Source organism: Limnoglobus roseus, from assembly GCF_008254045.1.
In the GTDB taxonomy this organism is placed as follows: Bacteria; Planctomycetota; Planctomycetia; order Gemmatales; family Gemmataceae; genus Limnoglobus; species Limnoglobus roseus.
This window is the reverse complement of sequence record NZ_CP042425.1, coordinates 4,044,002-4,062,289: the sequence shown is the minus strand read 5'-3', so window position 1 is coordinate 4,062,289 and position 18,288 is coordinate 4,044,002. Positions and strand designations below refer to the sequence as shown.

Sequence of the window (18,288 nt, the reverse complement as noted above, 5' to 3'; positions counted from 1 at the left end):
TTCGAAGGGGGCACGGCCAACGGACGGCAGCACGGTCGGGAAGGATACCGTGGCCGGGCGGGGGGTCTTTCAGCGGGCGGTATTAGTTTCGCAACTCCGGGCGGTCGTGCCAATGGGAAACCCCGCCCCGCCGGCCGGAAATCTGGGGGCCGCGGTCGGCGCAACAGGACGGGCGATTCCCGTATACTCTGTCCCTTAGCCGGCGAATCGGGTCCGGTTCCCAACTCCGACGAGGGCTCCTCTCCATGTTCCGACTTTCCACGCTCGTACTATTGGCCGCGTTCGCGAACGTCGCCTCGGCGCAAGATAAACCGGCGATTGACCCCTACGACCAGTCGAAGGTTCCGCTCGAAGTCGCCCCGCCGGACGACTTCAAGGGGAAGGTGGTCCTCCTCATCGCCGGGAAGCCCAGTCACGGGCCGGGCGACCACGAGTTCTACGCGGGCACGGCCATTTTGATGAATCTGCTGAAGCAAACGCCGAACGTCTGGCCGGTGATGGCGAAAGACGGCTGGCCGAAGAACGAGAAGTTGTTCGACATCGCCGACAGTGTGCTGTTCTACATGGACGGTCGCAACGGCCACCCCGTCGTGCAGAAGGACGCGGCCGGCGACCGCATGGACCGCCTTCAAAAACTCATGGACAAGGGCGTTGGCTGGGTGAACCTACACTACGCGGTGGACTACCTGCCGCAGCACGGCAAGCGCGTCCTCGGCTGGATGGGCGGCTACTACGAGCCGGACTACAGCATCAACCCGCACTGGGACGCGGTGATTCGCACGCTGCCGACGCACCCGATCACCCGCGGCGTGAAGCCGTTCACCCTCCGCGACGAGTGGTACTACGGCATGCGGTTCCCCGAGGACATGAAGAACGTCACCCCGATCCTGCAAGCGGTCCCGCCGGACAACACGCGGACCACGAAGTACACCGCGGGCCGGAAGGGCGAGATCGAGACGATGGCGTGGGCCTACGAGCGCGACAACAAGGGCCGCGGCTTCGGCTTCACCGGCGGCCACTTCCACCGCAACTGGGCCGACGAGAACTTCCGGCGAATCGTGGTCAACGCGATCCTGTGGACGGCTCACGTGGAAGTGCCGGAGAGCGGCGCGAAGGCCGAGTTCGACGCAGCCGACCTGAACAAGAATCTCGACAAGAAGGGCAAGGCCGAGTTCAAACCGATCCTGCCCCCCGAGAAGAAGTGACCCGTGCTCGGCCGAGGGCCGCGACGGTGAAGATGAGCGGGTAGAGTTTCTCGAAGTACCAGAGTTTGGCGAAGTAGAAGCCGATCGGCGACGGCTCGCGGAAGCGGCCTGACTCGACGGCTTCGATCAGCCACAACACCCCGCGCTCGACCTGCGGGCCGGGGGCAAGATCGAGTAGGACTTCCACGGCGACTGCCGTTTCTTCGACACTCGACGGACAATCATTGGCCCCGCCCCACCCGCCGTCGGTGTTCTGCACATTGAGTAAGAAACTGACACCGTTCTGACACTCCTCCGAATTCTTGCGCCGCCAGTCTCGGTACGCCGCAAGCACGCGGGCCGTTCCATAAACGGGGTTGATGTCGTCCGCCGCGTGTTGATTTCCGAACCAGAGAGGGAGCCAAGAACCGTCGGGGCGTTGATGATCTCGTAGATAGTCCAGACCCGACGGAACGGCCGCCGCGGATATTGTGTGTAGAAAACGGTGTTCCATCGGCGGATCGGTTGCAAATCGCACCTGCTGGGCGTCACCCCAAGCCGCTTGAAATGCCCTCAGTGCGTGGGCTGTCAAGTCGGCCCCACTGCGGTCGAACGGTAGTTTCCCCCACCCGCGACAGAAGGTCGGCCAGCCGCCGTCACGGTTCTGTAGCCCGCATACCCAGCGAAGGCCCCGCAAGATGTCGCCGAGGTCGCCAGCCGGGTCGAGACTTCTCGCCGCCATCAGTGCCCCCGGCGTGTCGTCGCAGTCGGGCACGCTGCCGGGGTGGTGGCTCCACCCCCACGCGCCGGGGTCCGCTCCGGTGTACGGGTGCCGTTCCTTCGTCTGCTGGCCCAGCAGCCATGTGAGCAACTTCTCCTTCTCCGACAGCGCGTCGAGGTCGCCTGCCGCCGCGAGGGCGTTCACGCTGAGCGTCGTCACCCAGATTGAGAGGTTCGTGTCGATCGGCCAACTGCCGTCCGGCCGCACGGAATCGACGAGGAAGCGCACGCCCTCCCGCGCGACTTCGTGATCCTTCTTCCCGATGCTCGCGAGGCTCATCGTCACGAACGCGGTCAGCGGCGTTGCTTCCAGGTAGCCGCCGCTAGACGGCTGAATGCGCCGCAGCACCTTCAAGCTCGGCGACTTCGCGAGGGATTGCGATGCCAGCACCGGGTTCCAGGTCGGCCGGTGGTGGTGGACGCACTGGCCGATGGCGATGAGGGCCGGCAGGGCGTAACTAACGACCGGGAAGCCGAGAAAGCGGTACCAACTCTGCGGCAGGCACGCCAGCGCAAACGGCAACCGCGGCACCTCCCGCCACGGCACGAGTTCGGCGAGGGCGCACGTCATCAAGATCGGCACGCTGAACGTGCGGTCCTTGCCGTAGCGGTTGCGAATTGCCTCCGCCCGCTCGGCCGGCGAACGGCCGCACGTGGCGTCGAGGTACGCTTCCAGACGTTGCACGGTCGGCGCGAATTCATTTTCTGCCTTCGCGATCGCGAATGTCGCCCGGCAGAGCATCGACGTGGAGATGTTCGAGAAGCTCTTGACCGTGTCGCCCCAGCCGCCGTCAGCGTTCTGATTCTCGGACAGCCACCGCAAGCCGCCGGTGATGATTGCGTGATGTTTCTCGGCGTCCACCAAGTATAGGGCGATGACTGCAACGGCCGTGCTGAGGGCCGAGGTCGAGAGTTCGCCGACCCAATAGCCGTCCGGCGTGCGCTCCGCGAGCAAGGCGTCGCGAGCGATGAGGTAGGCAGAATCGAAGCGATATCCTTCGCGCGTCGTCATGCGTCGTCCGCCGACTCACCCGGGCGGTCGGGCAACTGCTGGGCGGCCCGCCTGACGGTAAGAATGCGACAGTTCGTTCCATCGAAGCGGTAGATCATCCGATACGGGCCTATGAATTGCTCACGGTGATCCCACCAGGGAAAACTCCTCAAGGGGTGATCCCAGTTCGGGGTGGGTCGCGATCTGTGCGACCGCTTTCGCGAACCGCCGCTGCCACTTTTGGGCCGAACCGAGACCCACTTCCCGGCGGATGGTGGCTAGGATTCCGTCGAATTCGCGGCGAGCGTCGGTCGTCCAGACGATGCCAGCCATTCCTCGGCCTCCATCATCACCTGGTCGTTGGGAATACCACCGCCAGCGTCGATCTCCCGCTCACCGCGTTGGATGACGGCGTACAGTTCGAATCGCACCTGGATTTGTTCCCATGTGCAGTCGTCCGGCATCTCATCCAGGATTTTGACGGCCGCTTGCTTCACGCTTTCCATCGTAGTCCCTCCCTGCCTCATCATAACCCCAACGAATCGAGGTCGTCCACCAGCTTGTCGAGGTCGTCCTTCGGGCCGGCGGTGCCGGTCTGGCGTTTCGGCAGACCGACGGTCGTGCCGACGGCGGCGCGGCCGTCGGCCACGAGTTCGCGGTCGCGTTCGGCCACGGCAGCCGCGAGGGGGTCGGCCGCGTCGCCGCCGCCGAAGAGCTTGCTCAGGTCGATCTTCAGTCCGCCGACCGTGGCCCCTTCCCCGCCGGCGATGGCGGCCGACTTGTACTCGGGGAAGATGATCGCTTGCTGGGGGCAAACGCGACTGCACGCCGGGCAGCCCTTCTTACACTGGTCCTGGTTTTCCGTAATGATCCGGTCGAAGGCGTCCACGCCGTACACGCCGAACAGACAAAAATCGAGGCATTCGAGACAGTTCGTACACCGGCTGTAGTCGATCACCGGATACCACCGTCGGCCGGCCGGAGCGAGCAGTTGATCGGGGGCGAACTCCTGCGGCGGCTTCGTCAGCAGGCCGAGTTGCACGATGACCGGGGCGGCGGTGGCCGCCTTCTCGGCGGCCTTCTTCGCCCGCCGGTCCTGGCACTCGGCCACGATGCGGCGGACTTCCGTCAGGTACGGCTCGGGCTTGTTGAAGTCCCGCAGGTCGAGTGTGTAGATGTGCCGGTCCGGGATGGCCCCGCTCGGCCCGATCGCGGACGGCTTCTCGCCGACTTCTTCCGGTTCCTCTTCGTCGTCATCGCCCGGCGGCTTGAGTTGCGTTTCGCCGAAGTGGCCCTTGATGCCGTCGCGGTCGAGCAGCCAGAACGCGGCCCGTGGGTAGAGCCACGAGAGCACGATCACGTCACCGCCGAGGCCTTCGAGAAACATCCGGCCGGTGTGGTCGGGGCCGAGGTCGTACAGGTTCGGCACGATCGACACGTCCACGCCCGGCTCGAACAGGAGCGCGGCGGCGATGCTCTCTTCGAGGGACCGCTTGGCCGGGTTCTTGCCGGGGGCTTGCGAGAGAACCACGGTCACTTTTCGGCTCATGGCGTTACTCGTCGTCGAGGTTGACTTGGTTCTTCAGAATTCGCTGGGCCGTCGCCCAAGCCGAGTCCAGGTATTGATAGTACTCGGCGGCGCTCAGTGTGGGGGCCGTGTCGGCGGTCATTTCGAACAGCCACCCGTCGCCGTAGCCGTCGGCGTTGATCGCGGACGGGTCGGAGAGAAGCGTGGCGTTGAACTGCGTGATCGAACCGGCGAGGGGGGCGTAGAGTTCGCTCTGCGCTTTCGAGCTTTCGACGAACCCGAGTTCTTGCTTGGCGGCCACGTCCCGCGGGGCGTCGAACTTCCATTCCAGGAAGTACACGTCCTGCATCAGCCGCACCGCGTAGGACGAAAAGCCGAAGCGGGCGGCATCGGACCGCGGTTCGCACCACATGTGGTTGCGACAGTACCGCCGGTCCGCCGGCAGGTGCGCGGCGAACTTCCCCATCATGAACGTCAGCGATTCGGCCATTCGGTTAGGTGTATCGCTTCGAGGCGTGTTCCGGCTCGAAAAATGTCGGCAGGTGGCGGTCGATCTGCATGAGGCCGGCCGGCGTCAGGTCCACCCCGTTCGGCGTTACCTTGAGCCAGCCCTCGTCCTGAAGTTGCTTGTACCCGTTCTCGAACTCGCGCGAGATGTCTTTGCCGAACTTACGGCGGAAGTATTCGTTCTCCAAGTGGCCGGTCTTCAGTTGCAAGATCATCTCGCGGATGAGCTTCTGTTTGTCGCTCACGGGGAACGCCCGGCCGAGCGGCAGTTCGCCCTTGTCGAGCTTGTCGATGTACGCTTCCCAGGTATCGACGTTTTGGACGTGAACGCCGTTCAGGTGGCCGAAGCTGGCGACGCCGGTGCCGAACATGTCCGCCCCGTGCCAGAGGGCGTCGCGGTAGATGAACGGGTTGTTCGCCTTGCCCTTCACGACGGTGTACGCACTGGAAATCTCGTACCCGTTGGCGAGGAACTCGTCGAAGGCGTACTTCACCCACGCACGTTTCGTCGGCCAATCGGCGACTTGCGTGGCCGGCGGATGGGCCTCTTCGCCGACCTGTTGCAGTTCCTTCGAGAACCGCGTGTTGAACGGCAATTCCATCTGGTAGATCGTCACGCTGTCTGGGGCGAGGGCGATCGTCTTGCGGACGCAGTCCTTCCAGTTGTCCCAGTCCTCGCCGACCATGCCGGCAATGAGGTCGATGTTAATTTGGCGGAAGCCCAGGTCACGCGCCCAGCCGTAGGCGCGGTGGATTTCGTCTTCGAGGTGTGCCCGGCCGTTGAACTGGAGAATCTCGGGCTTGAAGTTCTCAACGCCGAGCGACAACCGCGTGACGCCGAGTTCCTTCAGCGTTTCGAGCTTATGTTGCTGGAGGGTGCCCGGTTCGCACTCGAACGCGACTTCGCGGGTCGCGTCCCACGGCATAATCGCCTTGAGCCGCTCCATCATCGCCCGCAGTTGGGCCGCGCTCAGGTACGAGGGCGTGCCGCCCCCGAAGTAGACGTAATCCAGCTTCCGGTCGCCAATCATGGGAAGGCGACTGCACAGTTCGACTTCCTTGATGAGAGCGTTGGTGTACGCCTCCACGTCGCGAGCGTTCTTGTCGGTGTAAACGCGGAAGTAACAGAATTTACACCGCTTGCGGCAGAACGGGATGTGCAGGTACAAGCCCAACGGCGTGCCGGGAACGGGCGGCCGGTTGGTTGCTTCAAATGCGTCAGCGAGATACGAAGGCTTCCACGCGGAGAACGGGGGGTAGTTCGCGATGAAGTAATTGCCGAGGCCCGTTTTCTCTTGATCGGCATCAGTCATTTCAGCACTTCCGAAAAGTGGAACTCATCCGGGGCGGGCACTCGCGGGGTGATTGAAGAATTTTTACCCGGCGATTCGGGGCGTGACAATAGCTGCGCAACTCACGGATGCGACAAGGAATACCCTCGAATCACTCGATCCTTTCAAAAACGACCTCGGGCAACGCCTGATTCGCGCCCCTCAACAGCAGGCTCACGCACGATGCGACCGTGTCTGGCACACGAATTGCCATCGTCAGGTTACGTTCTTTTCCTTCAGGTATTCCGAATGCCCCCCGTCAAATCGTGTCCACCCTGGCAGCGCGCCGTCATTCTTCAATCCAGCGTGATTTGCGGCGTCATCATTTTTGGCATCCTTTACTGGGCCAGGAGCATCATCATCCCGATCGCGATGGCGTTGTTCTTCTCTTACGTGCTGGCACCCGTGGTGAAATTCCTCTCGCGGAGAGGGGTCGGCCATGCGCTCTCCGTGGTGTTGACGGTCGCAGTTGCTACCTCGCTCTTTCTGGGAACGTCCTTCGTCATTACCCGACAAGTCACCAGCCTGACGAGTTCACTGACCAAAAACACGGATCAATTGAAGGCCAAGATCGCCAAGGCCCGGTACGCAATCGCAGGCGACAATGCCTTCCTCCAGGGAACCTTCGACGACATCGAACGCACGATCATGGGGGGCGTTCGCGAGGCCCGCACCCCGTCGGACGAAACGACCGTCGTTGTCGGGGCGAGTCGCCCCCGGTGGATGTCCAGCCTCGATCTGGTGATCGGTCCGATCACCGAAGCGTTCGGCATGGCGGCGTTCTCGTTCATCCTCGTGATCTTCATCCTGTTGGCCCAAGCCGACCTCAAAGACCGACTGCTCCGGTTGGTCGGCGACGGAGCGGTTTCGAACACCACGCGGGCTCTCGATGACGCGACCACGCGACTCAGCCAGTACTTGCTCGCGCAACTCATGCTCAACATTTCCTTCGGGCTGGTGATCGCCTTTTCCGTCTGGTGCCTGGGGTTGCAGTACGCACTCTTGTGGGGGTTCATTGCCGCCCTGCTCCGGTACGTGCCGTACCTGGGCACCTGGATCGGCGTCGTGCTGCCGGTCGCCTTCAGTTTCGCGACCACGTCGGACGACGAGTTGTGGCAACCCATCGCGGTCTTGGTCGTCTACGCCGTGCTGGAATTGCTGTGCGGGAATGTGATCGAACCCTTCTTGTACGGCTCCAAGCTCGGCGTCTCCGAGGTCGCCCAACTGATCTCGGCCGCGTTCTGGTCGTTCCTCTGGGGGCCGATCGGGTTGATCCTGTCCGGGCCAATCTCGACCTGCCTGGTAGTTCTCGGCCGGCACTCGACCCGGTTCCGCTTTTTGGAAATCCTTCTCGGAACAGAACCACCCCTCCCGCCGGAAGTGGCCTTGTTCCAACGCTTGATGTCGGGAGACGCGGACGACGCCTTGCGCGTGATCGAGAAGAACACGACCGAGGCGCCATTGGAAGTGTTCGACACGCTCATCTACCCGGCATTGGTCCAGGCCAAGGCGGCCATGCACTCGGGGGAGTTTACCCCCGAACAACTCCAGACGGTGATCGCTACCACGCGGGAAGTCATTACCGACACGATCGCGAACCAAGACCAGCCCGGGACCGATCCGACCGACCCGGCCGACCCGATCGGGCGAAATCGGTTGCTCATCATTCCCGCCCGCGATACGGCCGATCAACTCGCCCTGGACACCCTGGCGGGCTTGCTGGAATTCAAAAAGTGGAAGATCGACACCCTCAGCGTCGACACCCTCGCGGCCGAGTTGGTCGAGCGGGTGAACGAGTTCAAGCCCGACGTGGTCTGTATCGGATCGCTCCCGCCGTCCGGGTTGGTGCAAGTTCGCTATCTGTGCAAGCGACTGCGGCAGCACAACAAGGACGTGCGCATCCTCGTCGGACGGTGGGGGGACGTGGCGAACTCGGACAGTTTTGCAGAACTCATTGCCGTGGGGGCAACCGCAGTCGAGGTGAAAATGACCGAGACCCTGACCAAACTCGCCTCCTGGCGGCCGCTCGTGGAAGCCGAGGTTAAGGTTGAGAAAAAATCGCAGGAGCCGCCGCTGATTGGCACGGGCGCTGCACAAGTTACCAACGTCGTTTCGTGAGCCAATTGGCATTCGCCCAAGGAGTTCATCATGGCCGATATCAAAGATCGCATGAATAACGGCATCGACAACATCGCCGATGTGGGTAAGCGGGCCGCGGACAGTAGCGGAGACGTCATCAGCCGCGTGGCCGATGGTGCCTCGCAAGTGGCTGAGAAGGCCCAGGATAAGTTCCGCGCGATCGCGGGCACCGTGCAGGACGAAGCTCAGTTCGTGGCCGACCGCGTCTCGCAAACCGCCCGACAAGGCATGAAGGCGGCGGAGCAAGTCGGCGACCGCGTTCAAGAATACGGCCAAGACGTGGCCGAGTTAGTGAAACGGAACCCGCTACCTTCGCTGCTCATCGCGTTCGGGGCGGGGTTCCTGCTCAGTCGAGCGTGCCGGGTGTAATGTCGAAAATGTGTCGGTAAAGAGGAGGGGGCGGCTAACAAGCCGCCCCCTCCTCTTTTTGCGCGCAACGGAACTCATCTGATCGACACACCTTCCTTCTCCCCGCACGCGGTCGATAATAGACTTAACGAATTGACCGTCGTTCTCCGCGTCGGCGTTTCCTCTCCGGGAGTAGCCGATGAATCTGAGCGTCTTCGACCTGTTCAAAGTCGGCATTGGTCCGTCGAGTTCGCACACCGTTGGGCCGATGGTCGCCGCCTTTCGGTTCGTCTCAGCCCTGCGCGAATCTGCAATCCTGCCGACCGTCGGCCGCGTCGTCACGGATCTCTACGGCTCACTTGCCCTGACCGGCCGCGGGCACGCCACCGACAAGGCGGTGCTCCTCGGCCTTTCGGGGGAGAAGCCGGACACCGTCGATGCGGACGCCGCTGACGCTCTGGTGGACGTGATCCGCGGCACCGAAAAGCTCCGCCTCGGCGGGGAAGTCATCGTCCCCTTCCGCGAGGCCGACGATCTCCTGTTCCACGAAACCGAGACGCTGCCGTTCCACCCGAACGGCGTCCGCTTCACGGCCTACGCGGCGTCCGGGGAAGAATTGTTCCAGGAGACGTACTACTCGGTCGGCGGCGGCTTCGTGGTTCGCGAAGGGGAGGAAACGGCTGGCGGGCGACCCGGCCCCGTCCCCCACCCGTTCACTTCCGCCGCGGAGCTGCTCGCCATCGGCCGGCGAACCGGGTTGGCCATCGCCGACATCATCGCCGAGAACGAGGCCACGTGGCGGCCGCCGCACGAAACCGACGCCGGCCTCGACCACATCTGGGGCGTGATGGACCAGTGCATGGCCCGCGGGATGGCGACCGGCGGCACCCTGCCCGGCGGCCTCGGCGTTAAGCGGCGGGCGCACAACCTCCACCGCCAACTGACCGCCACCGCGACCGTCGATCCGCTCGCGGTCTTCGATTGGGTCAGCCTGTTCGCGCTGGCCGTCAACGAGGAGAACGCGGCCGGCGGGCGGGTCGTGACCGCCCCGACCAACGGCGCGGCCGGCGTCATCCCGGCCGTCCTCGCCTACTACTACCGGTTCTACCCGGGTGCGACGGCCGAGAACGGCCGGCGGTTCCTGCTGACGGCCGCCGCCGTCGGCATGCTGTACAAGCGGAACGCCTCGCTGTCGGCCGCCGAGGTCGGGTGTCAGGGGGAAGTGGGCGTGGCGTGCAGCATGGCCGCCGCAGGCTTGGCCGCGGTCATGGGCGGGACGAACGCCCAGATCGAGAACGCCGCCGAGATCGGAATGGAGCACAACCTCGGGCTGACCTGCGACCCGGTCGGCGGCTTGGTTCAGGTGCCGTGCATCGAGCGGAACACGATGGGCGCGGTGAAGGCGGTCAACGCCGCCCGGTTGGCCGTTCTGCACGGCGATGGCACTCACCGCATCTCGCTCGACCACGTCATCGAGACGATGCGGCGGACCGGGGCGGACATGCAGGTGCAGTACAAGGAAACATCGCTCGGCGGTCTGGCCGTCAACCGCGTCGAGTGTTAAACGAGCCGAACCCTACTTATTCTCAGGAGCAGCGTTGACCACCGACCCCACGCCCCCGTTTCACTCGGACCGGACCTCACGCACCGACGACGAACGGATCGCCTCCGTCGTTCCGCTCCCGCCGCCGGAAAGCCTCATCCGCTTCTTCCCAATTAGCGGGTCGCCGGCCGAGGAACTCGTCGCCCGAACGCGGTCCACCGTGCGGGAGATCCTCGACGGCCGGGACGACCGCCTACTCGTCATCGTCGGGCCGTGTTCGATCCACGACCCGGCCGCGGCCCTCGAATACGCCAGCCGCTTAGTAGAAGTTCGGCAGCGGTTGGCCGCCGACCTGGAAGTGGTCATGCGCGTCTACTTCGAGAAGCCGCGGACGACCGTGGGGTGGAAGGGGCTGATTAACGACCCGGCCCTGGACGGCACATTCCGTATCAACGAGGGACTGCGGATCGCTCGCGACCTGCTCATCCGGGTGAACGGCCTCCGCGTGCCGGCCGGGTGCGAGTTTCTCGACACCATCTCGCCGCAGTACATCGGCGACCTGGTGAGTTGGGGGGCCATCGGGGCGAGAACGACGGAATCGCAAGTCCACCGCGAACTCGCCAGCGGCCTGTCCGCGCCAATCGGGTTCAAGAACGCGACGGACGGGGACGTGCAGGTTGCGGTTGATGCAATCCTGGCGGCCGGCCGACCGCACCACTTCCTGTCGGTTCACAAGAACGGCCAAGTTGCGATCGTCGAAACGCGGGGGAACGACGCCTGCCACGTCATCCTGCGGGGTGGCTCGGCCCCGAACTACGACGCCCCGAGTGTTGCCGCAGCCTGTCGTGCACTGGCCGCGGCCGGTCTCCCCGAACGACTGATGGTTGATGTGTCGCACGCCAACAGCAGCAAGCGGTACGACCGGCAACCGGCCGTGGCGGCCGCGGTCGCCGCGCAGGTGGCCGGCGGGGACCGGCGGATCGTCGGCATGATGGCCGAGTCGAATCTGGTCGAGGGTCGGCAAGACCTGACCGTGGGCCGCGCGTTGACTTACGGTCAGAGCGTGACCGACGGGTGCATCGGGTGGGCCGAGACGGTCCAGGTGCTGGAAGAACTCGCGGGGGCCGTGCGATCTCGCCGTACCCGCTCAACGCCGCCGGGAAAATGAGCTTTTGGCATTCAAGGTGCATCCTGTTCTTCGCGTAGCAAACGACTGCTCCGATACGAACCGGATGGGTCACATGTTACGATTGGCCATCGCATTTTTTGCGATTGCTTTGCTGGCCGCCACGTTTGGCTTCGGCCTCATCGCCGGACTCTCATTCGTGGTAGCGCAAGCACTGTGTGCGGTCTTTTTGATTCTCGCGGTCATCTTCTTGATCGTGGGGAGCTTCAAGACCTCATCGGAACTGTGACTTCTCACTCCCTCAATAAGGTGCTCTATGAAGATCCAAAATGCCGCCAACCGTGCCGCCCGTATTAGCTATGCCGCCATTGCCTGGCTGCTGGGCATGCCGATCCCGGTGATCCTGATCGCGCTGGTGATCGGTGGCTGCACCAAGTGGTAAGCAATTGACCTCCCATCATCCGAGCGGGGCGAGCCAAACGGCTCGCCCCGCTCGCGTTTCATGCTTCAACTTGAACAGCGTGTCCGGCCTGAAGATTCAAATTGAATGTATATCTGCCGAGTGAAACACAAATAGAAGGAGCCGCTATCTGAGCGGCTCCTTCTATTTGTGTTTCACTCGGCAGAATTAGTGTTTCGAACCGCCGGTCTGTTCAAGGATCATCGTGGCCGCATCTCGAGGATCGATTTTCGTGCACTCGTCCCCGACACAGGAACCGCCCTCGCCTTCCATCCGGCACACGGCGTCCCGGTCTTCGACCTGAAAAACTGTTGGCAGTTGCTGGAAGTCACCTCGCAAGACGCGGAGTGCGATTCGCTCGTTTTCAATCTCTGCACCCGATCGCAGTCCGGCCGCCGAGAAAATGTGCGTGAGCCAACTGCGGCGGAAGAACATGTACTGCAGCAAGGCAGCACCGGCTACGGCCGGCAAAATCAACCACCAAGGATCCACAAATGCGGCCAGGAAGATACCGGCTACCAGTAGGAGACCCGTCGTCGCCTTGACGGCCCGGCCGGTCGTCCATTCGGTGTCCAATTCGCTCAGGCGGTGGGCGATGGCCGTCGGTCCGTTGGAGGCAATCGTCGCCAATCGGTCGGGGAGTTCCATCTCAGAAGGTCGAATCGCCAATGTCATAGTCATGAATCATCCCCCATGCTTTACGTTGTGAATGTCTTCACAAGAGAGCGGTGTTAAATCGCCTCCGTTGGTGTCCGGCGTCCGACCAGCAACGAGACAACGAAGAACACGAGAAAGACGAAGAAGAGTATTTGTGCCGCGTACATAGAAGTTCCGGCCACGTCAGTAAATCCGAAAATGCCCGCGAGCAGTGCGATGACCAGGAAAACGAGGGAATAGTGTAACATGGCCGTCTCCCGTTAGTGGTTTAAGACTCTCTGAGGAAGAGAGTGAATAGAATAAAGCAAGAGGGGTGCCAAAGGCAAAAGAACATCAAGATGGAATTGCGAAGTGTGATGGGACTCAGCAGGACATAAACAGTCAGACCGCAGGCACCTGCCTGCGGTCTTGGAGGGAGATCGTCGCGGTCACTACGATTTGCTTTCCAAGCTCTTGGAAAGTGTGTCGAGCGTTTGGATGTGGGCCTTGCACCGCGGCAGCAATTCCGTGTGAATGACGTTCTTGCACTCCGTCGGCACGCTCTGGTCTTCGATCATGGCTTCGAAGCTGCCGATGCCGACTTCCTCGCCTTGTTGCAGAGTCCCGAGAACGGTTTGCGGGCCGAGGATTTTCGCGGCCTCCGTCAGGGTGGTAACCATCGTGCCCCATATGCCCGACTTTTCACTCGGGGTGCCGCCCATGTGCCGGATGTGAGATTGCAGGATGTCGATGGCTTGCCGGTGTTCGTCCCGGATGTGGCTGAGCGTCGAGCGGACGTTCATGTCCTCAAACTTCGGGATCGCTTGTTCGTAAGTCTCGGCGGCCGACAACTCCCCCCGCAGTAAGGAGTTCATTGCCTCGCGGTTACTGTCCGTGAATTGGGAGGCCTGTTCCGTGGTCTTGTATTCCGCAGTGTGAAGGGTCATGTGTCTCTACCCCGACGAGTGCATGGAACCGCAAAGTGGATGGCAATTGAGCAAGAATGGTGCCAGACACCCGCGGCGCACTGCTCAGTCCTGCTTGAACTGCGCCTTGTCAATCTTGTAGTGGGCGATCTTGTCCGTCACGCTCCGACGGCTCAGGCCGGAAATTGTGGCGCATTTGCCGACATGTCCTCGAGTTTTTCGAAGGGCCTTGCGCAAATATCGCTCTTCGTAGTGCGCAGTGATTTGCGCGAGTTGTTCCGCGAGAGGACGACTTAAATCAACCTGAAGCGGGTGCTTACTTTCGTTCTGTCGGGCGACATCGCTGGGCAGATTATTCGGTCGAATCACCCCATCCCGTGCGGTGACACAAGCCCGCTCGATGGCGTTTTCCAGTTGGCGGACGTTCCCTGCCCAATCGTACTTCAACAGAACCTGCATCGCTTCTGGCGTGATCGTGACGTTCTGCCCGGGGCGTGCGAACTTCGCGAGGAAGTGCTCGGCCAGAACCGGGATGTCCTCGGGGCGTTCTCGCAGGGGCGGAATTTCGATCCGGATTACGTTCAGGCGGTAGTACAGGTCTTCTCGGAACTTCCCTTCCTTGACGAGCTTTTCGATCGGTTGGTGGGTTGCCGCAATGACCCGGACGTCGATGTCGATCGACGTGGTCCCGCCAACCCGCTCGATGCGGCGTTCCTGCAGAACCCGCAATAGTTTCACTTGCATCGACAACGGCACGTCGCCGATTTCGTCGAGGAAGAGGGTGCCGTTTTGGGCTTGCTCGAACCGCCCCTTCCGCTGGGCGAGTGCCCCGGTGAACGAGCCTTTCTCGTGGCCGAACAGTTCGCTCTCCAGCAACGTTTCCGGCAAGGCCGCGCAGTTGACGGCCACGAAAGCCCCCGGCCGAATCTTCGACGATGCCTGGTGAATGGCCCGCCCGATTTGTTCCTTCCCGGTACCCGTTTCGCCGAGGATCAGGACCGTACTCGACGTGTCCGAGATGTTCGAGATCAGGTCGAACAGGTCCGCCATCTTCGGACTTTTGCTGAGCACGTTCTGGAAGGAATGCCGGCCTTGGAGCTGCGACCGCAGGGCGATCACCTCGTCGCGCAAAGCCCGTTCGCTCAAGGCCCTTTGGACCAACAGCAGCAAGTGCTGCGGGTTGTAGCCCTTCGTGAGGAAGTCGTACGCCCCGAGGCGCATCGCCTGCACGGCGTCTTGCACGTCGCCGTGCCCGGTGGTGACGATGCACGTGACCGGCAGGCGTTCGTCCTGAATGGCCTGAATCAGGTCGAGGCCCGACTTCTTCGGCATCCGCAAGTCGGTGATGAGGACGCTGTAAGACTTCTTGCGGAGCATCTCGAGCGCAATGGCCCCGTCGGCCGCCACGTCCACGTCCAGATTCAGCGACAGGTGTAAAAGTTGCTGCAACGAATCCCGCGCGTCGCTCAAGTCCTCGGCCACGAGGATGCTCTGCGGGACGTTCGCCGGGGGCTCAGAGGGTGTCATACACTAATGATACAAAAAACGGGGGCGCACGATGAACTGGCGGAATTACCGTGACCTCACCATCTGGATGGTCGCGGTGGTTGCCATTATCGGGAATGCGGCCGTTTCGCACTTCAACATCGACCGCATGGCCCGACTCGAACAGGCGACGCTGCACGCCCGGTCGGTCCAACTTGAACTCACCGAAATCCTGTCCGACCTCAAGGACGCCGAGACCGGCCAGCGGGGGTACCTGCTCGCGGGCAAGGACGAATACCTCCAGCCATACTTGAAGGCCGAGCAATCGCACGCCGAGCACTTGAACCAAGCGCGACAATTGCTCGCCGGCGATGACGTCGCCGAGGGGCGGCTCGCGGGCGTCGAGCGGTTAATCGAGCAGAAGTTTGCGGAAATGCGGGACATCCTCGCGGCCTACCGCACCGGCGGGCGGGAAGCGGCGGTGAAACTGATGACTGGTGGGACAGGCAAGCAGTCAATGGACGAACTGCGGGCCGTCGTTCATGAGATGCTCGACGCGCAAGAACACACGCTCGACGACCGCACCCGCACCGCCAGCAATAACCTTTACCTTGCCCGGGCGACCGGCCTCATCGGGGCCGGGATCGCGGTGGCGGTCGTTCTGTTGGCCACCAGTTTGGTCCAAAAGGAACTCAACCGCCGCCTGAAGGCGAACAACGAACTACGCGAGAGCGAAGGCCGCTTCCGCAACCTGGCCGAGGCGATGCCGCAGATCGTTTGGGTGACGCGGCCGGACGGCTACCACGAGTATTACAACCAGCGGTGGTACGACTTCACCGGCCTGACCCGCGAGCAAAGCCTCGGTTGGGGGTGGAGTACCCCCCTGCACCGAGACGACCGGGAGCGGTCGCAGATCCGCTGGAAGCGATCGACCGACGGTGGCGAGTCCTACGAAATCAAGTACCGATTCCGCCGCCACGACGGGGAGTACCGCTGGTTCCTCGGCCGGGCTGAGCCGGTCCGCGACGCACGGGGTGCCGTCGTCCGGTGGCTGGGCACCTGCACCGACATCGACGAGCAAGTTCGGACCGCCCAGAGCCTTCAAGAGAACGAAGCCTACCTGCGGAGCGTGTTGGACAACAGCCCCGACTGCGTGAAGATCCTCGACAATACGGGCAAGATGCTCGACATGAACGGTCCGGGCCTCGCCTCAATGGAGATCGACGACTTCGGCACCGTCCGCGGGTGCCCGTGGCCGACCCTCTGGCCGGAAAGCCTGGCCGCACAGGTGGACAATGCCATCCGGGTGGCGGTCAACGGGCAGGTCAACCGATTCAGTGGCGCGTGCCCCACGGCGAAGGGAACCCCGAAACACTGGGACGTGATCGTCGCCCCCATCCCCGACTCGCGGGGGAAGGTTCAGAAACTGGTGAGCGTCTCGCGGGACGTGACCGAGCAGAAGGCGATCGAGAACGCCCTCCGGGAGTCGCAACGGTACGTCGAGTCGGTGCTGCACTCGTTGCCGAACCGACTCGCGGTCCTCGAAGCCGACGGGCAGATCGTCACCGTCAACGAGGCCTGGAAGCAGTACGGCGAGGCGAACGGGTTGCCGGCCGACTTCGAGTGGGCGGGGCGAAATTACTTCGAACTAACCTCCGACGACGAGGCCGGTACGCAGACGGCGGCCGGAATTCAGCTCGTGGCCGATGGGCAGACCGACCGCTTTCAGATGGATTACCCGGCCCCCAAGGGCGGCCTCGAACGGTACTTCCACATGCGGGTCAATCGCTTCCGTGGCGAGGGACCGTTGCGCCTCGTCGTGACCCACGAAAACATCACCGAGCGCGTCCTGGCCGACCACCGCATCCAAGAATCGGCGTCGCAACTCCGCCAGTTGACCGAAGGCCTGCCGTTGCTCGTCTGGTCCTGCACGGCCGAGGGGAAGTGCGATTATCTGAGCCTCCAGTGGGTGAAGTACACCGGCATCGGCGCGGAGGAACAACTCGGGTTCGAATGGCTGAACGCCCTTCACCCCGACGACCGTGAGGCGGTCGCCGGGGCGTGGCGGGGGGCGGTCGAGGCCCAGGCGGAGTACGAGGTCGAGTACCGCCTCCGCCGGTCCGACGGCCACTACCGTTGGTTCGCGGTGCGGGGCATTCCCGTCTTCGACGCCCGCGGCACCGTCGTCCGATGGTACGGAAGCTGTACCGACATCGACGACCGGAAGCGGGAGGCCGTGACCCTCGAACAACTCGTGGCGAAGCGGACGACGGAACTGACCGCAGCCTACGAAGACTTGCAGGAGACCTCGGCACTACTCAAGAATAGCAACGAAGAACTCGAAAAATTCGCGTACATCGCGTCGCACGACTTGCAGGAACCCCTCCGCAAGATTCAAGCGTTCGGCGACCGCATTGCCAAGAAGTACGCCGACGCGATCGACGAGACAGGGCAAGACTACCTGGCGCGAATGCTCGATTCCGCGGGGCGGATGCGGCGGTTGATCGAAGACCTGTTGCAGTTCTCGCGGGTCAGTACGAAATCCGCCCCGCACCGGCCGGTATCCCTCAACACCATCGTGCAAGAGGTTCTCTCGGACCTCGAAATGCAAATCCAGCGTACCCACGGCCACGTTCAGACGGGACCGCTTCCGACGGTGTTGGCCGACGTAGTGCAAATGCGACAGGTCTTTCAAAACCTCATCGGGAATGCCCTCAAGTTCACCCGGCCGCAAACACCCCCCGTGGTAACGATCGACTCCCAGCCGACAGAGTCCGGGTGGCGGATTTCCGTCCGCGACCAGGGGATCGGCTTCGAACCGGAGTACGCAGATCGCATTTTCGAACTCTTTCAGCGGCTCCACGGCCGAAAAGAATTTGAAGGCACCGGCTTGGGGCTTGCCATTTGCAAGAAGATTGTGAATCGCCACGGTGCCACGATCTATGCCGAGAGTGTGCCCCACGAGGGGACTCGATTTATCATCGACTGGCCCACGAACCCGGAAGGAGAAACAAGTGCCCCGTCCCCGGCCTCGACTCGTTGAAAGAGATGCCGCCGAGTCATGAATTCGTAACTTTCTTGAAGGTGTGGCGCATCGTTTTTCACCAGTGGTCGTTCATGCCCCGCCCCGGCGGCCCTGAACGGCGAAGCGAACGCTGCCCTATCTCTTGGATTGGATGCGCATTTTGTTGCTCGAATGGGAACCCGTAACACCGGCGTTGCGGGTGGAAGTGTTGGCGACGGTCGCGGTGATGGGTTGAGGCGGTTTAGTTCGCCCGCCAACGGTGGCATCTTGGTTCGCCCG

The 18,288-nt window shown here is 62.7% G+C and carries 18 protein-coding genes; 8 read left to right on the top strand and 10 right to left on the bottom strand.

Going from position 1 to position 18,288, the window contains the following annotated elements:
• Positions 1 to 245 precede the first annotated feature (245 nt).
• Positions 246 to 1,205, top strand: coding sequence for a ThuA domain-containing protein (locus tag PX52LOC_RS16890; protein WP_149111208.1), 960 nt, complete (start codon positions 246 to 248; stop codon positions 1,203 to 1,205).
• Here the strand turns inward: PX52LOC_RS16890 and PX52LOC_RS16885 are convergent.
• From PX52LOC_RS16885 to PX52LOC_RS16860, 6 genes are all read right to left on the bottom strand, one after another.
• Positions 1,174 to 2,976, bottom strand: coding sequence for a prenyltransferase/squalene oxidase repeat-containing protein (locus PX52LOC_RS16885; RefSeq protein WP_149111207.1), 1,803 nt, complete (start codon positions 2,974 to 2,976; stop codon positions 1,174 to 1,176). The two genes, PX52LOC_RS16890 and PX52LOC_RS16885, sit on opposite strands and share 32 nt — an antisense overlap.
• Positions 2,977 to 3,096: 120 nt before the next feature.
• Positions 3,097 to 3,288, bottom strand: coding sequence for a type II toxin-antitoxin system RelE/ParE family toxin (locus tag PX52LOC_RS43920; RefSeq protein WP_149111206.1), 192 nt, complete (start codon positions 3,286 to 3,288; stop codon positions 3,097 to 3,099).
• On the bottom strand, positions 3,234 to 3,461 hold the full coding sequence (locus tag PX52LOC_RS16875) for a hypothetical protein (RefSeq protein WP_149111205.1): 228 nt from the start codon (positions 3,459 to 3,461) through the stop codon (positions 3,234 to 3,236). Before PX52LOC_RS16875 ends, PX52LOC_RS43920 begins: the two co-directional genes overlap by 55 nt.
• Positions 3,462 to 3,481: 20 nt before the next feature.
• Entirely contained in the window at positions 3,482 to 4,504 is a 1,023-nt protein-coding gene (locus tag PX52LOC_RS16870; RefSeq protein WP_149111204.1) for an ATP-binding protein, read from the bottom strand.
• A gap of 4 nt (positions 4,505 to 4,508) precedes the next feature.
• Positions 4,509 to 4,973, bottom strand: a complete 465-nt coding sequence (locus PX52LOC_RS16865; RefSeq protein ID WP_149111203.1) for a glycine cleavage system protein H — start codon at positions 4,971 to 4,973, stop codon at positions 4,509 to 4,511.
• A 4-nt stretch (positions 4,974 to 4,977) separates the two neighbouring features.
• Positions 4,978 to 6,303 (bottom strand): coproporphyrinogen-III oxidase family protein, encoded by a 1,326-nt coding sequence (locus tag PX52LOC_RS16860; RefSeq protein WP_149111202.1) that lies wholly within the window; start codon positions 6,301 to 6,303, stop codon positions 4,978 to 4,980.
• A 267-nt stretch (positions 6,304 to 6,570) separates the two neighbouring features.
• Between PX52LOC_RS16860 and PX52LOC_RS16855 the strand changes: the two genes are divergently transcribed.
• The 6 genes from PX52LOC_RS16855 (at position 6,571) to PX52LOC_RS43340 (ending at position 11,919) form a co-directional block, all read left to right on the top strand.
• Positions 6,571 to 8,439: an AI-2E family transporter gene (locus tag PX52LOC_RS16855; protein WP_168219048.1), complete on the top strand. Its 1,869-nt coding sequence runs from the start codon at positions 6,571 to 6,573 to the stop codon at positions 8,437 to 8,439.
• Positions 8,440 to 8,469: 30 nt separating this feature from the next.
• Positions 8,470 to 8,829: a hypothetical protein gene (locus PX52LOC_RS16850; RefSeq protein WP_149111200.1), complete on the top strand. Its 360-nt coding sequence runs from the start codon at positions 8,470 to 8,472 to the stop codon at positions 8,827 to 8,829.
• Between the two features lie 178 nt (positions 8,830 to 9,007).
• Positions 9,008 to 10,372, top strand: coding sequence for an L-serine ammonia-lyase (locus PX52LOC_RS16845; protein ID WP_149111199.1), 1,365 nt, complete (start codon positions 9,008 to 9,010; stop codon positions 10,370 to 10,372).
• A gap of 34 nt (positions 10,373 to 10,406) precedes the next feature.
• Positions 10,407 to 11,519 carry a 3-deoxy-7-phosphoheptulonate synthase gene (locus tag PX52LOC_RS16840; RefSeq protein WP_149111198.1) on the top strand — a complete coding sequence of 371 codons (1,113 nt, stop codon included), beginning with the start codon at positions 10,407 to 10,409 and terminating at the stop codon, positions 11,517 to 11,519.
• A 73-nt stretch (positions 11,520 to 11,592) separates the two neighbouring features.
• A complete protein-coding gene (locus PX52LOC_RS16835; RefSeq protein ID WP_149111197.1) occupies positions 11,593 to 11,766 on the top strand; it encodes a DUF1328 family protein in 174 nt (57 codons plus the stop codon).
• Positions 11,767 to 11,793: 27 nt separating this feature from the next.
• On the top strand, positions 11,794 to 11,919 hold the full coding sequence (locus PX52LOC_RS43340) for a hypothetical protein (RefSeq protein WP_261368402.1): 126 nt from the start codon (positions 11,794 to 11,796) through the stop codon (positions 11,917 to 11,919).
• A gap of 186 nt (positions 11,920 to 12,105) precedes the next feature.
• On the opposite strand, the gene PX52LOC_RS16830 is transcribed toward PX52LOC_RS43340, so the two are convergent.
• The 4 genes from PX52LOC_RS16830 to PX52LOC_RS16815 all read right to left on the bottom strand — a co-directional run bounded on the left by PX52LOC_RS16830 (position 12,106) and on the right by PX52LOC_RS16815 (position 15,026).
• Complete coding sequence (locus PX52LOC_RS16830; protein ID WP_149111196.1) at positions 12,106 to 12,585, bottom strand: hypothetical protein; 480 nt, start codon at positions 12,583 to 12,585, stop codon at positions 12,106 to 12,108.
• Between the two features lie 83 nt (positions 12,586 to 12,668).
• The gene (locus tag PX52LOC_RS16825; protein WP_149111195.1) at positions 12,669 to 12,842 is read right to left on the bottom strand and encodes a DUF1328 domain-containing protein; all 174 of its coding nucleotides are present in this window, start codon (positions 12,840 to 12,842) and stop codon (positions 12,669 to 12,671) included.
• Positions 12,843 to 13,025: 183 nt separating this feature from the next.
• Positions 13,026 to 13,520: a DUF2383 domain-containing protein gene (locus tag PX52LOC_RS16820; protein ID WP_149111194.1), complete on the bottom strand. Its 495-nt coding sequence runs from the start codon at positions 13,518 to 13,520 to the stop codon at positions 13,026 to 13,028.
• Positions 13,521 to 13,604: 84 nt separating this feature from the next.
• On the bottom strand, positions 13,605 to 15,026 hold the full coding sequence (locus PX52LOC_RS16815; protein WP_149111193.1) for a sigma-54-dependent transcriptional regulator: 1,422 nt from the start codon (positions 15,024 to 15,026) through the stop codon (positions 13,605 to 13,607).
• Between the two features lie 31 nt (positions 15,027 to 15,057).
• Here PX52LOC_RS16815 and PX52LOC_RS16810 point away from each other — a divergent pair, with 31 nt between their 5' ends.
• Positions 15,058 to 18,027 carry a PAS domain S-box protein gene (locus PX52LOC_RS16810; protein ID WP_149111192.1) on the top strand — a complete coding sequence of 990 codons (2,970 nt, stop codon included), beginning with the start codon at positions 15,058 to 15,060 and terminating at the stop codon, positions 18,025 to 18,027.
• Positions 18,028 to 18,288: the final 261 nt, after the last annotated feature.

What these genes read in the sequence shown, in the direction of transcription:
- PX52LOC_RS16890 (WP_149111208.1), top strand. Translation starts at nt 246, where the DNA reads ATGTTCCGACTTTCCACGCTCGTACTATTGGCCGCGTTCGCGAACGTC.
- PX52LOC_RS16885 (WP_149111207.1), bottom strand. Translation starts at nt 2,976, where the DNA reads ATGACGACGCGCGAAGGATATCGCTTCGATTCTGCCTACCTCATCGCT.
- PX52LOC_RS43920 (WP_149111206.1), bottom strand. Translation starts at nt 3,288, where the DNA reads ATGGCTGGCATCGTCTGGACGACCGACGCTCGCCGCGAATTCGACGGA.
- PX52LOC_RS16875 (WP_149111205.1), bottom strand. Translation starts at nt 3,461, where the DNA reads ATGGAAAGCGTGAAGCAAGCGGCCGTCAAAATCCTGGATGAGATGCCG.
- PX52LOC_RS16870 (WP_149111204.1), bottom strand. Translation starts at nt 4,504, where the DNA reads ATGAGCCGAAAAGTGACCGTGGTTCTCTCGCAAGCCCCCGGCAAGAAC.
- PX52LOC_RS16865 (WP_149111203.1), bottom strand. Translation starts at nt 4,973, where the DNA reads ATGGCCGAATCGCTGACGTTCATGATGGGGAAGTTCGCCGCGCACCTG.
- PX52LOC_RS16860 (WP_149111202.1), bottom strand. Translation starts at nt 6,303, where the DNA reads ATGACTGATGCCGATCAAGAGAAAACGGGCCTCGGCAATTACTTCATC.
- PX52LOC_RS16855 (WP_168219048.1), top strand. Translation starts at nt 6,571, where the DNA reads ATGCCCCCCGTCAAATCGTGTCCACCCTGGCAGCGCGCCGTCATTCTT.
- PX52LOC_RS16850 (WP_149111200.1), top strand. Translation starts at nt 8,470, where the DNA reads ATGGCCGATATCAAAGATCGCATGAATAACGGCATCGACAACATCGCC.
- PX52LOC_RS16845 (WP_149111199.1), top strand. Translation starts at nt 9,008, where the DNA reads ATGAATCTGAGCGTCTTCGACCTGTTCAAAGTCGGCATTGGTCCGTCG.
- PX52LOC_RS16835 (WP_149111197.1), top strand. Translation starts at nt 11,593, where the DNA reads ATGTTACGATTGGCCATCGCATTTTTTGCGATTGCTTTGCTGGCCGCC.
- PX52LOC_RS43340 (WP_261368402.1), top strand. Translation starts at nt 11,794, where the DNA reads ATGAAGATCCAAAATGCCGCCAACCGTGCCGCCCGTATTAGCTATGCC.
- PX52LOC_RS16830 (WP_149111196.1), bottom strand. Translation starts at nt 12,585, where the DNA reads ATGGAACTCCCCGACCGATTGGCGACGATTGCCTCCAACGGACCGACG.
- PX52LOC_RS16825 (WP_149111195.1), bottom strand. Translation starts at nt 12,842, where the DNA reads ATGTTACACTATTCCCTCGTTTTCCTGGTCATCGCACTGCTCGCGGGC.
- PX52LOC_RS16820 (WP_149111194.1), bottom strand. Translation starts at nt 13,520, where the DNA reads ATGACCCTTCACACTGCGGAATACAAGACCACGGAACAGGCCTCCCAA.
- PX52LOC_RS16815 (WP_149111193.1), bottom strand. Translation starts at nt 15,026, where the DNA reads ATGACACCCTCTGAGCCCCCGGCGAACGTCCCGCAGAGCATCCTCGTG.
- PX52LOC_RS16810 (WP_149111192.1), top strand. Translation starts at nt 15,058, where the DNA reads ATGAACTGGCGGAATTACCGTGACCTCACCATCTGGATGGTCGCGGTG.